Annotated in this window: 13 protein-coding genes, 1 tRNA gene and 1 pseudogene; 5 read left to right on the forward strand and 10 right to left on the reverse strand. The window is 36.8% G+C overall.

Going from position 1 to position 13,398, the window contains the following annotated elements; genetic code table 11:
* Positions 1-198, forward strand: a pseudogene (locus CRT24_RS20905) (IS4 family transposase); the annotation flags it as partial.
* 198 nt (positions 199-396) lie between these two features.
* On the opposite strand, the gene CRT24_RS12770 reads toward CRT24_RS20905, so the two are convergent.
* The 3 genes from CRT24_RS12770 to CRT24_RS12780 all read right to left on the reverse strand — a co-directional run bounded on the left by CRT24_RS12770 (position 397) and on the right by CRT24_RS12780 (position 3,784).
* Positions 397-2,181, reverse strand: a complete 1,785-nt coding sequence (locus CRT24_RS12770) for an ABC transporter ATP-binding protein (RefSeq protein WP_099371614.1) — start codon at positions 2,179-2,181, stop codon at positions 397-399.
* 50 nt (positions 2,182-2,231) lie between these two features.
* Positions 2,232-3,188, reverse strand: coding sequence for a polysaccharide deacetylase family protein (locus tag CRT24_RS12775; protein ID WP_099371615.1), 957 nt, complete (start codon positions 3,186-3,188; stop codon positions 2,232-2,234).
* 107 nt (positions 3,189-3,295) lie between these two features.
* Positions 3,296-3,784 carry a hypothetical protein gene (locus CRT24_RS12780; protein WP_099371616.1) on the reverse strand — a complete coding sequence of 163 codons (489 nt, stop codon included), beginning with the start codon at positions 3,782-3,784 and terminating at the stop codon, positions 3,296-3,298.
* A gap of 264 nt (positions 3,785-4,048) precedes the next feature.
* On the opposite strand from CRT24_RS12780, the gene ychF reads away from it, so the two are divergent.
* Positions 4,049-5,149: a redox-regulated ATPase YchF gene (gene ychF, locus CRT24_RS12785; RefSeq protein ID WP_099371617.1), complete on the forward strand. Its 1,101-nt coding sequence runs from the start codon at positions 4,049-4,051 to the stop codon at positions 5,147-5,149.
* Positions 5,150-5,444: 295 nt separating this feature from the next.
* Here ychF and CRT24_RS12790 read toward each other — a convergent pair whose 3' ends face one another.
* Entirely contained in the window at positions 5,445-6,224 is a 780-nt protein-coding gene (locus CRT24_RS12790) for a C40 family peptidase (protein ID WP_099371618.1), read from the reverse strand.
* A gap of 78 nt (positions 6,225-6,302) precedes the next feature.
* Here CRT24_RS12790 and CRT24_RS12795 point away from each other — a divergent pair, with 78 nt between their 5' ends.
* Complete coding sequence (locus tag CRT24_RS12795) at positions 6,303-6,770, forward strand: universal stress protein (protein WP_099371619.1); 468 nt, start codon at positions 6,303-6,305, stop codon at positions 6,768-6,770.
* On the opposite strand, the gene CRT24_RS12800 is transcribed toward CRT24_RS12795, so the two are convergent.
* From CRT24_RS12800 to CRT24_RS12820, 5 genes are all read right to left on the reverse strand, one after another.
* Entirely contained in the window at positions 6,767-7,942 is a 1,176-nt protein-coding gene (locus CRT24_RS12800) for an RNA methyltransferase (protein WP_099371620.1), read from the reverse strand. The two genes, CRT24_RS12795 and CRT24_RS12800, sit on opposite strands and share 4 nt — an antisense overlap.
* Before the next feature lie 6 nt (positions 7,943-7,948).
* The gene (locus CRT24_RS12805; RefSeq protein WP_144034585.1) at positions 7,949-9,244 is read right to left on the reverse strand and encodes an ABC transporter substrate-binding protein; all 1,296 of its coding nucleotides are present in this window, start codon (positions 9,242-9,244) and stop codon (positions 7,949-7,951) included.
* On the reverse strand, positions 9,201-10,751 hold the full coding sequence (guaA, locus tag CRT24_RS12810) for a glutamine-hydrolyzing GMP synthase (RefSeq protein WP_099371622.1): 1,551 nt from the start codon (positions 10,749-10,751) through the stop codon (positions 9,201-9,203). The genes CRT24_RS12805 and guaA overlap by 44 nt, the downstream gene beginning before the upstream one ends.
* A 111-nt stretch (positions 10,752-10,862) precedes the next feature.
* Positions 10,863-11,540, reverse strand: a complete 678-nt coding sequence (locus CRT24_RS12815) for a GIN domain-containing protein (protein WP_099371623.1) — start codon at positions 11,538-11,540, stop codon at positions 10,863-10,865.
* Positions 11,541-11,557: 17 nt separating this feature from the next.
* Positions 11,558-12,058: a hypothetical protein gene (locus tag CRT24_RS12820; RefSeq protein WP_257214038.1), complete on the reverse strand. Its 501-nt coding sequence runs from the start codon at positions 12,056-12,058 to the stop codon at positions 11,558-11,560.
* Positions 12,059-12,275: 217 nt separating this feature from the next.
* Here CRT24_RS12820 and CRT24_RS12825 point away from each other — a divergent pair, with 217 nt between their 5' ends.
* A complete protein-coding gene (locus CRT24_RS12825; protein ID WP_099371624.1) occupies positions 12,276-12,788 on the forward strand; it encodes a hypothetical protein in 513 nt (170 codons plus the stop codon).
* A 134-nt stretch (positions 12,789-12,922) separates the two neighbouring features.
* A tRNA-Leu gene (locus CRT24_RS12830) sits at positions 12,923-13,004 on the forward strand.
* 132 nt (positions 13,005-13,136) lie between these two features.
* On the opposite strand, the gene CRT24_RS12835 is transcribed toward CRT24_RS12830, so the two are convergent.
* Positions 13,137-13,398: transposase (locus CRT24_RS12835; protein WP_144034583.1), on the reverse strand; the 262-nt coding region annotated here is incomplete at its 5' end.

Genomic DNA, 13,398 nt, shown 5'->3' on the forward strand with positions numbered 1-13,398 from the left:
AAAATATGGACTGCACTTATCGGGATCCTGCTCTTTAAGTACATCCAGAAGAAGGCAAAATACAATTGGAACCTCTCGAATCTGGTCAACTTTATCAGGATGAACATATTCGTGAAAATTGATCTGTGGAAATGGGCTGATGATCCGTTCATTTCAGGAAAACCTCCCGATAAAAAAGGACAATATGTGCTCTTTTAGTAACACACATAGGATACCTTTCCAGTAATTAACCAAATTCTTCAATTGAACACAAATGGAGAAGGATTTTTTATGCCAAAAAATTTATTTAGGACAGTACTGAATGACCTTAGAATTGGGTATAGCATAAATTAATATTCTCTAATATTAGAATCTTAATTTTCCATTAACAAAAAACACGCCTAAAATATCAAGAATTTAATCTTCTCGCATGGATTCAGTAATCTTATGAATATTCAAGCTGTTTGCCATTGCACTAAAGATCTTGTAATAAGCACCATGCATATCAAAAAGTTCCTCATGTGTACCGTCTTCTACTACCCGACCTTTTTCCATTACTATGATATGTTCTGAATCGATTATCTGAGAAATACTGTGGGAAACAATAATAACTGTTCTGCCAACTTTTATAGCATCCAGGCTATTTTTAATTTGTTCAGTAGCTATTGCATCTAAGTTTGCAGTAGGTTCGTCCAAGAAAATAATGGGTGGGTTTTTCAGGAACATTCTCGCTATTGCAATACGCTGTTGCTGTCCACCGGATAATAAATGCGCTTCAGAATCATATCCATTTGGCAAATCTAGAACCTGTTCATGTATAGATGCTTTTTTTGCTGCATCCATCACTTCATCCAATGTAGCATCAGTTTTTCCATAACGGATATTATCTGCAATGGAACCTTTAAAAATATGGTTCTTCTGCAACACCAAACCTATATTTTCTCTCAAGAACTCAGTATCATATTCTCTAAGGTCTACCCCATCCAAATAAATGGCACCAGTGGTAGGTTCATAGAATTTATCCAATAGATTTATGATGGTACTTTTTCCCGCCCCTGATAAGCCTACCAAAGCTGTATTTTGGTTAGGGCATATTCGCATGCTCACATCAGTTAATGCTTGGTGACCATTCGGATAGCTGAAATCAACATTCTTAATCTCAATTAGGCCATTTATTTTATCGGGTCTATAATTTCCTGAAGGTTCTTTTTGGCCTTCATCTTCCAAAATTCCAAAAAAGCTCTCTGAATAGATCAAGGCATCATTTACCTCATCATATATACGGTGCAACTGCCTAATTGGAGCTGACACGTTATTGAACAACATAATGTGGAACATAATCGCTCCAATGGACATCTGCTCATTCAAAACAAAATAAGCAGTCAGGATGATCACTATAACGACTCCAATTTGCTCTATAAATCCTTTGATGCTTTCAAAAATAAAGGATGTCTTGCGAGTAGCCATTTGATTCTCGGTCATCTCAAATTGGATATCCTTATGTTTTTCAGCTTCTGTTTCTTCTCTTACAAAGGATTTGATAACTGTAATTGAATCAATCAAATTGATCAATTGGTTACTTTTGTTCTCTCTATATTGGCGCATATTCCTTCGAAACCCAGACAATCGTTTTGCTTGCAATTGAGAAACATAGAAATATATTGGAATTATAAACAAACCTACAAGCCCTACATAGAAGTTGGCCAGAAACATACAGACTAGAGCCACGATTGCATTGGCAAATAATGGGAGAATATCTATAAAGAAGTTCTGCACTAATCGTGTAAGGGAACTGATACCAGCGTCAATACGCGTTTGAAGTTTTCCGGATTCATTGACACTGGAGGTGTAGAATGCCATTTTATAGGTCAGAATTCGGTCTACAATAGCTTGGGAAAAATCCCTGGCAATCATAATCCTTAATTTCTCACCGTAGTATTTCTGTCCGAACTGGACAATGGAATATATAATTTCCTTTCCCAACAAGATGGCTGATATAATTCCGAGAAGATATAATCCCGTTCGGAGTGGGGTTTTATTGACCAGTAGATCGCTGATGGTATCTACGGTATATTTAAGTATAAAGGCATTTACTTGAGCTGCAAACGACCCTATTACTGTTAAGATAAGCGTATAGAAAATTAAGTTTTTATACGGTTTGGTAAATGGTAGTAATTTTTTAAATAATTGAGAAATGGTCATAAATGTTAAACTCCTTTATGTACAAAAAGTTTAAGCCTAACCCACCTTCACTAATATTTTATTGGATAATTTGCAATAAAATCAAATTTATAATCTTTATGTTGTTTTAGGCTGTCAATCAAATTACTCAACAATTGTTGTCCTTTTTTATTTTGGAACATATCATCATGCATCAAAAGCACGATATTATTTGGTTTCAATGTTGATTTATTACCGAGCATATTATTTATTCTCCGATAAACTTCTTCAACTGACTGAACTGGTTTTCCGCTAAGTCCGTTGATCTTCCATTCTACGTCCCACCCGTAAATCTTATAGCCATTCACTCCCAATAAATCTGCTGTTTGTGCTCCTGAGGTTAAATCTACTCTGCGAACATCATCAAAAAGCCAAATATTTCTTCCTGGCATTCTCACGATTTTATGTTTTAGCCCCAATGAGGTTTCACATTTCTCAAAATCGGAAACTGCGATTTCTGGATTGCTATAAAAGGCATGGAATTTATTGGCAGCATGTGTAAAACTATGGTTATAACATTCGACCAATGGATTGTTCATATAACGATCAAAATCACGTTTTAATCTTTTGCTCATTCCAGCATGTTTACCAACCAGAAATGTACTGATCTTGATGTCTTTAGAGGTAATAATAGAATCAATAGCTGAACTCCCGATCAATGGTCCATCATCGAAAGTCAGAAAGATATGTTTGTCTTTTTTGTTTAACTCTCTATAAATAGAATCTCTGAATTGTCGTTTAGCTACTTTTGGATCAATTTTATTGATTGAATCAAGTGCTGGGAACACTATTTTACCTCTGTTCAAAGAGTCTAAAATGTCCATTAATTTCACGGTATCTTGCTTTCCTTTGGTATTTCCTTCAGTAAGAGAATTTTCTAAAGAATCGGTAAGATTACTAGTTGTTGAGCCAACAATAGAATTACATGATAAAACCGTAGTTAGGGCAGAAATCACTGCTAAAACAGCGACAAACGACTTTTTCAACATAGCCAAAAAGGATGTATTAAAATTTTCACAAAAGTACTATAATTTGTCGAATAAAGAAAGGGACTTCTTTTTTGAAGTCCCCTCTAATTTATCCCTATATTATAATGCTAATCTCTGTGATGTCTACCTTTATTCCAGCGTTTTTCCATCTTGCGATGTTGTTTATAATGCTTCTTTTCCATTTTGCGGTAGTGCTTGTCAGCTCTTCGATAATCGCGTCCTCCGTCCCTGATTGCTACTTGAGAATAGTTTCTGGAGTAGCCATGATAACGGTCATAATAATGGCGGTGATTTCTCCAAGGTCTAGACTCATTAATCACTACTTTGTAAGTTCTATGAAAGTCACGTCCTCTATATCTTCTTGGTATTGAACTATGCGAAATCCATCTGCGTCCATCGTAATAGGTATAATGCCTGCTAGAAATATCATAATACATATCAAATTCAGGCATGTAATAATATCTGGCGTAGTCATATCCTACTGGACCCCATGAAGGCTGTAAACCGATATTAAAACTTACGTTTACTTGTGCCTCTGCAGGTTTAACAAAGAATAAACCTCCCAAGAATAATGCTGCGTAAAATAACTTTTTCATAAAAAACCTCCTTATATTTTTAGGACCCAAACGTCCGTTTATTTTTATTGTTCTGACACGCATTTTTAAGTTAAGGATTAACGAGAAAATGTTAAAATTTGTAAAATTTTATCTACATCACTCAAAATCAGCACGTTATTTTTCATCTTTTTGTCATTTTTTAGAAAAGTTACTGAGGTTATCGGCTTAAAAAATACTGTTTATCAGTCTCGGTTTTGTAGTCGTATTTTGTTATCTTTGTCGCAATTTTAACAAAATCGCAACATGGCATTACAATGTGGTATCGTAGGCCTACCAAACGTAGGTAAATCAACCTTATTTAACTGTTTATCAAACGCTAAAGCACAAGCAGCGAACTTTCCATTCTGTACAATTGAACCCAATGTTGGTGTTATTACTGTACCTGATGCTCGCCTTAATACGTTAGCGGAGCTTGTAAATCCTCAACGTATCGTTCCTAACACCATCGAAATCGTAGATATCGCTGGATTAGTAAAAGGTGCTTCTAAAGGTGAAGGTCTTGGAAATCAGTTTTTGGGTAACATCCGTACTACAAATGCTATCATCCATGTACTAAGATGTTTTGATGACGGCAATGTGATCCACGTTGATGGTTCTGTTGACCCTATCCGTGATAAAGAAATCATTGATACTGAACTTCAACTGAAAGACTTAGACACTGTAGTTAAGCGTATTCAGAAAGTTGAGAAAATGGCCAAAACTGGTGGCGATAAGGATGCAAAGAAAACATTTGATGTGCTTACTGTCGTTAAAAACCACTTGGAATCAGGCAAGTCTGCACGTACAGCACCTATCTCTGAAGAAGATTTTGAATTTATCGATGACCTTACTTTATTAACAGTTAAACCTGTTCTTTACGTTTGTAATGTAGATGAAGGTTCTGTGAATACAGGAAATGCTTATGTAGAAAAGGTTAAGGAAGCGGTAAAGGACGAAAATGCAGAGGTATTGATAATCTCCGCTCAGATCGAATCTGAAATTGCTCAATTAGAAGATTATGAAGAACGCAAAATGTTCTTGGAAGATTTAGGTCTTGATGAATCTGGTGTTCACAAATTAATCCGCGCAGCTTACTCCTTGTTAGACTTAGCAACTTACTTCACTGCAGGTGTTCAAGAGGTTCGTGCTTGGACAATCGAAAAAGGATTTACGGCACCTCAAGCAGCCGGTGTAATCCATACCGATTTCGAAAAAGGATTTATCCGTGCCGAAGTAATAAAATATAATGACTTCGTTCAGTACGGCTCAGAAGCAGCCGTTAAAGAAGCCGGAAAATTATCCGTCGAAGGAAAAACATATATCGTTGAAGATGGGGACATTATGCACTTCAGGTTCAATGTGTAATTCATAAATAAAGCGGCTTGAAAAGGCCGCTTTTTTTATGAATTGATATGAGATGTGGGATATGAGATATGCGATATTAAGGATAAAAAAGATATGTGAAATGAGATGTGAGATATGCGATATAAACCCTAATAATTCTAATCCCAATTCTAAGTCATATCTATTCTTAAAAAATGGCTTAACCGACCAAGCTTCTATCATGCCCACCGTCTCAAATCTCACATCTCAAATCTCACATCTATAATAAAAAATGTTTTATCCCTACAAGCTTCTATCACCCCCACTGTCACAAATCTCAAATCTCATATCTCATATCTAACCTCTTCACAATCCTCAACCGATGAGTCGTTTGTTGTAGGTCATGATTGTAGATTCCTTCGTTGTCGATGGAGTCGATTCTGACTTTTTCGACGACATGTAGGATCTCTTCGTCGGAGATGATAATTCCAAGGTGGTCCACTTCTCCTTGTTCGTTTACGAAGAATGCTAAATCACCACCTTTTATTTCTGAGATAAAGTCTATTGGGGTTCCGATTTGGAGGATTGACTCTAGGTCCTTGGGTAATTCAAGGCCAAAATGTCTGTAAAACAAACCGCAGAGGCCAATACTGTCTAAGCCATGAATGGTTCTTCCTTTGTATAGATATGGAGTATTAAGGTAGGAAGCTACAAAGTTTTCCAATTGCTCTCTATCTCTTTCTTCATCATACCCTTCTTGGGTATCACGGAGGTCTGATAAGATTTTATAATTGTCAGAAGCTGTTACTATACTTTTGTTTTCAGGGATTGGGCTTCCATGAAATATTTGCATTGTTTTATTCTCTCCAGCGACAGCATACCCGCCGACTTCATCAATGATAAAATCTGCTGGTATAACCTCTTCTACCATTTCAAATTGACCTTCCATGATCCATCCTTGGATTTCTGTATCCATGATTTGAATACGTGTCCAAGATTTCTGTTTTTCGATTATTGTAAAAGCTTCTCCAAATAAAAGTTCATATACTCTATTTGAGGAAAATTTCGGAGTTTCCAAAACGGAAATCGAACTTAAAACACAAATTCCTAATGCCATAATTATGTTGTTTGTTAAAACAATTAAGCTAATTTAAACGTTTTTTATATATTAGATATACATTATAATCTAAATATCATGACAACTAAAAAGTTCAATCGAATACTATTAGCGATCGATGAAACGCCATGTTCCCGTAGGGCAATCGATTATGCTCGAGAAATTGTAGACGAAATACATCCTGCACTTGCTTTGGTTACCGTAGTGCCTCCAACCTCTCCTACTTCATACGGAGTTGATCCATTATTAGGTCAGCAACCTATCATTGTTCCTGAGGTTTCTGAAATACAGCAACAAGCATCCCAGGATTTCTTGAACAATCTGGCTACAGAATTCCAAAATGCTTCTGAAACATTCACATTCAACCGTGTTGGTGACGTAAGGGATGAGATTTTACAAGTTGCCAAAGAATGGACTGCAGACCTTATTATCATGGGCAATAATGGCCGTACAGGCTTTGACCATTTTTTATCTGGTTCGGTTTCTGAAGCTCTAATCCGTAAAGCTACTTGCCCTGTCCTTGTAATACCTTTAAATTGTGACTAAGGTTTTTTAAAACGAGCGACAAACATCGAATCTGCTTTCTTGTCATAGCCTATTATGGCTTGTTGATTTTCCAGTTCTAATCCGAGGTGGTCTGTTATGTATTGGGTTATTTCTTCATTCTCAGCAGCAAATACTGAACAGGTTATATAAACCAGTGTTTTCCCTGATTTTAAGTAAGGGACAACATTTTTCACAATCTGTTTTTGTAGCGTGGAGAAATTTTCGATTTCACTTGTTTTGAACTTTTGTAGCATCTCTGGAGTTCTTCCCCAGGTTCCTGATCCTGTACACGGAGCATCGACGATAATACCATCAAAGCGATCTTCTCCCATGATATGATCAACAGGTTTGCTTAAGTCCAATATCTTTTTGCGATAATAAGTCTTAACGTCAGCTTTTTCAAAACGTTCATCAAGGTTCCTAAGGATACTTAGACGGACATCTGAAACCAATAATTTGATATTTGATTCCTTGTCCAACAATAGTAGGGATTTACCTCCCGACGCAGCACAGCAGTCCCACCAAGAGCTTTTTGGGGGTACAGAAACTTCATTCAAGCTTTGTTGTGATGCCCAATCCTGAACTTCGTAATCACCATCCAAAGATTTCAATTGCTGAAGATTGGTACCGTTTGGCAAGGCAAGGGTTTGAGAAGATAGTTCCTCGAATGGGATTTCATTCTTCTCCAATGTTTTCTTGACTTTACTTTCCATTCCCTTCTGTACTCTGATATAAAGGTTTGGCTGAATAAAATGAGATATTATAAAACTTCTTTTCTCAATGTTCGGTGAAAGCAAAGAAGTAAATGGAAATACATCATCCAAGAATTGGCCGAATTGTGCTTCAATAAAATTGATTTTTTCTTCAATGCCTTCTGTTGATTTCTCAATCCATTCTGGCTTATTAACAGCCACTACCGCTGAGTTTTGCTCACAAAGAAACTCAGCAATACAAAGCCTATCTAAAACAGAAAGGTTAGAAAATGCTTTTCCTAACCTAAAATAATTATAGCAGAGCCTAGAGTTCATCCTTCTATCGGATGAACCCATTTGCCTGTTATTCTTGTAGAATTGAGTTAAAAACCTAGAGAAAGGTTCTTTGAACTGATATTCCTGTATCGTACGTTCGAAGTTTCGAACTTGTTGATTTACTCTTTTGCTATTTACTTCCAAAGTATTTTATTGAAAAGAACCGTTACGGTAGGTTCTTACTTTTACGGCTTGGTTCACATATCCCCAAGTCGGATTGTAATTGAATTGATAATCACTGAATATTCCAGTATATTTTTCATCAACTACTTTTTCAGCATATTCCGGTCCGTATTTATTCAATAGGTTAGCGAAATATTTACCTGCATCATATCCTTTGTAAGCATAATCAGAAGGGTCTATTTTGAAAGTTGATTTATAGTTTTTCTGGAAATTCTGAACATCAGAACTCCATACTTTTAGATGGCTTTCTGAAGTAATAGTTGGATCCATACGGTAGAAATTATCATATGGTTTGAAATCAATACGAGACCAAAGTGGATGGCCATATAGACGCACTGAATAACCGCTTCCTACTTTATTGTCCAATGCATTAACTAAAGATCTAAGTTGTGTTCTCTCTGTAGTTCCGCTGACCACCAATGCCGTACCTTCATCAGGAATAGAGGATTGCAACTGTGAAGCAGAAGTTACATGGACAATTTTAGCATTTGGATTGATCTTTTTAACTTCTTCATCAAAACCAGCTATAAAATTACGGTGATCATTATCTCTAGCATCAAATACTATTATTACATCACCATCCATATAACGGTTCATCATTTCAGCCACGATTGTACGCATATGGATGCGTATTGGTGGCGTCAATGACACTAAATTTGAGATATTGAATTCTGTTGGCATGGTTGCAGCCAAAGGACTTACCTGTAATACTTTTGTGTTTTTATTTCCTTTAGCGAATGATCTAATTTCTTTAGGATATACAGGTCCTACGATGAGGCTGGCATCTTCAATTTCTTTGGATCCTGCGATGGAAAGATTTTTCATCTCATTATCTTGGGTATCCATTACCTTGATATTGAAATCACCAGGTTTCTTGGCAGCTTCATTAACCCCCAATTGGAAACCTTGGTAAAAGTCCAATGCTAATGCTGAACGCTTAACATCTGCTTCTACTACGTTTTGATTGGAGATCATATTCAGTTGAAATGGTAAAAGCAAGGCAATACTTTTCGATTGGTCTGCTTTTACTGCTTCTTCTTTTTTCGATTCTTCTTTTTTCTCTTCTTCGGTTTTATTCTTTTCGGCTTCGTTTCCTTTATTACCATAAACGTTAGGGTTTTTTAAGACCCCACCTGTAGTTTTTGGTGAACATGAACTAACCGTTAGAACAGCGCCTATACAAAGAGCTGCAAGTGTTCCTCTGTAAATATTTTTCAACTTATTCCCACTCAATGGTTGCTGGTGGTTTTGAACTGATATCATATACGACTCTATTGATTCCTTTGACATGATTAATAATCTCGTTTGAAATTTTAGCTAACAAATCATATGGCAAATGAATCCAATCAGCTGTCATCCCATCAAGGGATCCTACTGCTCTTAGTGCGACTACGTGTTCATAGGTACGTTCATCACCCATCACTCCGACTGATTGAACCGGCAAGAAAATAGTTCCTGCTTGCCATACTTTATCATACCAACCTGATTCTTTCAGGTTGCGAATGTAAATGTCATCAGCTTCTTGCAAAATCCGTACCTTTTCTTCAGTAATATCGCCTAAAATTCTAATTGCTAATCCAGGACCTGGGAAAGGGTGTCTTCCTAAGATAGCTGGATCAACCTCTAATGACTTACCAACGCGGCGTACCTCATCCTTAAATAAAGTCTTTAAAGGCTCAATAACCTTTAATTTCATATAGTCTGGCAGACCACCAACGTTATGGTGAGACTTAATAGTAGCAGAAGGACCCTTCACCGAAATAGATTCAATAATATCCGGATAAATAGTTCCTTGTCCCAACCATTTTGCCTCTAAACCATCTGGCAATTCTTTTTGTATTTCTTTTGCTGCTTCATCAAATACATCAATAAATGAAGCACCTATAATCTTTCTCTTTTGTTCTGGTTCGGATACACCTGCCAATCTTGAATAAAATAGGTCTTTTGCATTTACACCTTTAATATTCAATCCCATGTTTTGGTAAGATGCCAATACCTGCTCGTATTCATCTTTACGTAATAATCCATGGTCTACAAAGAAACAATGTAGTTTATCGCCAATTGCATGATGTAATAAAACCGCAGCAACTGTAGAATCTACTCCACCGGATAAAGCCATGATAACATGGTCGTTACCTAATTGTTCCTTAAGTTCAGCAACAGTTGTTTCTACGAATGCATCCGCTGTCCAGTCTTGGGTACAACCACAAATGTCAATCACAAAATTCTTTAACAATACTTGTCCATCAGTACTGTGAGTAACTTCAGGGTGGAATTGAATTCCGTAAGTATTGGTTCCTTCGATTTGGTATGCTGCGACACGAACTTTGTCCGTACTTGCAATAATTTTAAAATTATCTGGGACTTGTTTTATGGTATCACCGTGCGACATCCATACTTGCGATTGTGTAGGTATGCCTTTCAACAGATCATTCTCTTGGTTTACAAATTGCAAATTCGCACGTCCGTATTCTCTAATTTCCGACGGCAATACTTCCCCACCAGAATGTTGGGCAATATATTGAGCACCATAACAAACCCCTAAAAGTGGGAATTTCTCCTGAATAGATTTGAAGTCAATCTGAGGGGCGTCTTCTTGACGAACGGAATAAGGACTTCCTGAAAAAATCACACCTTTTACGGTTCCATCAAATTCTGGAAGGTTGTTGAATGGGTGAATTTCACAGTATACATTTAGTTCCCTAACGCGACGCGCAATTAACTGAGTATATTGCGATCCAAAATCGAGAATGATAATTTTTTCTGACATGGCGCAAAGTTAACAAATCAATAGCTATTTTATTAGAGGAAATGTTAACTTATTGCATCAAAAAAGAAAGCAAGCATTTTTATGCTTGCTTTCCCGTCATAAGATTGCTTATTATTTGTGGAAAGTTATCCTTCCACCAGCAATTTTTTTATCTCTTTTGTTGGTTGGATTTCCATATACATCTATAGTTCCTCCAGCTCTGGTTTCTACATCTGCAGACTCAGTCGCATAAACCTCTGTTTTCCCCCCAGCATTCACTCTTACATGGACTATATCAGTTTTCAGGTCCTTACCATAAAAGTTTGCACCGGCGGTAGTTCTGACATTTAACTTGGTTGCTGAGCCCAATAAATCAATTGAAGCCCCAGTATTCACCGTTGCATCAACTCCCACAGCATTGATCAATGCTCTGATCTTAGCCCCTTCGGAAGCCGTAAAACTCATTGCCTCCTCCTCTATCGCCGACTCCTCAACATTCACTTCCGAGCCCTTTTTTGCTATGATCTTAGAGACTGAAGGTGTATAAACCACAACATTGGCTTGATCACCCTGCATTATATAACCACCCTTCATTTTCAATCTCAACTGTCCTTGGGAATATACTGCTTCAACCTTATCAGCTAAATCTCCCTTAATTTCGATTTCATGGCGATCACTGGGAACAATGCTCACCCACAGCCTATCTGTCACTTCTAATACTGAAAATTCATTGATGGTTTGCTTAATCTGTGCATCCACTGTATGCACCAAAAATGTAACTGCAATTAATAAAATGTACTTTATCTTCATATCGCTAATATAAATATTTACCTACCTAATAACGCTAATTCATCGGCAGTATACATATTAGCACCCTTTAAATATTTATAAATTTTATCTTTCGTGTATTTATCGTTGAGTTTGTGGAGGTTATTCATAACAAAATCCTTGTCTTTTTCAATTTCATGATGGTACCCTAAATATTTTGGGATATGATACTGAATGCTCAAACGTATAAACCGCAGCTCTACATTGTTTGGATTTGCCTTGAGTTCTTTTTCCAATTTATTCTTTCCATCTTTAAAATAACTCATCTTTTTGAATGGATTGGAAGTATGCTTTGCCATAAACATATGGTAAGCTGCAGCATAACCTCGCTCTACGGGAGAATCTGCTTTTTTCTCAAGAACTTCCAGATGCTTTTTACATAATTCTTCGTCTTTCACGCCCTTGTTGAAATCGTTACGAACGGTATTCAAATCTATATCTTGAGCACTTATCTCTTTGGAAATCAACAGCACAAAGGCTAAAATCATTACTCTCATCATAATTACAAATGGTTTATCTCCCTTTAAATTACAAAAAACAAGCCAACTCAAATAAATTTTAACAATTTTCACGCAACTTTTCTTCTTATTTCATTTAAGTAGAGCAGAGACCACGATAAATTATTTAACTCATTCAAATTATTATTGCTAAATTACATATAATAAAACCACTGTTGTACTTTTAAAAAACAAAGAATAACCTCTAAACATTTATATTATGGAAAACAACGAAATCAACCCCAACTCCCCCTACCAACCAAACCCAGGCAGCAACCCAAGCATTTACGATAGAGACCTTGTCATTACGCCGATGAGTGGAGAGTTTCTGAGAGAAACTGCAAAATGGGCAAAATTTCTCTCTATCCTAGGATTAATCGGAATGGGTTTTTATTTATTAATGGTAGTTTTATTTTTTCTGTATTCTCTTGGGGCTTCTACAACCTATGGAAATGGATTTAATACTGTTGCCATGTTGCCTCTGTTAATTACTGCCATCATAGTTATTGCTCTTTACATTGCTCCTATTTGGTGGCTTTATAAATTTGGCACTAATCTTACTTCAGCTCTGAATACTAGAAACAACGATCAATTGACTACTTCATTCCAGTTTTTGAAAAGACATTATAAATTCATCGGCATTATGGCAATAGTAATGCTGGGACTTTATATTTTAAGTTTTATTGGATTACTGGCGACAGGATTTTTGGCGGTGTTGGCGGATAAGGCATAGAGAGAAAAATGGCCTATGAAGGGGGTATTTTAAAAATAAATAAGTTCTAAATCAGTCAGTTTAGGGCTTAGGATAAAATTATTTTTGCAGAATTAATGATAAGCCCTATATTTGCATCGTTCCAAAGGGAATAAGCCCAGGTGGCGGAATTGGTAGACGCGTTGGTCTCAAACACCAATGAAGCAATTCGTGCCGGTTCGATCCCGGCCCTGGGTACAGAAAGAGAAGCTCATCGAAAGATGGGCTTTTTTTGTTTTTAGGGATTTTGGCAGGATAGTGTATACACTAAGGAGGATGGGTGGACGAAATAGTTGTGGATCATACCGAAAGTTTGGGGGGTAAAGACTTTTAAGCATACAATTTCATCACTCTGTACAGGAAGAATGTTGTGTCCCTTACGCCACGGAAGACACTCCTGAAAGCTTTGAGTTTTGCATTGAATGATTCTGCCGATGCATTAGTACTTCTGTTGTCGAAGTAATGGAGAATGTATTGATGATGAGCTGCAATGGATCTTGCTACGCTCTCAAAGGAAGCAATGCCCGCATTCTCAACCTGATTATGCCACAGGCCTAGTTTGGTAAATGCGACCTTTTTGTCCCGGCATTTG

Origin of the sequence: Sphingobacterium sp. 1.A.5, from assembly GCF_002734235.1 — a bacterium.
In the GTDB taxonomy this organism is placed as follows: Bacteria; Bacteroidota; Bacteroidia; order Sphingobacteriales; family Sphingobacteriaceae; genus Sphingobacterium; species Sphingobacterium daejeonense.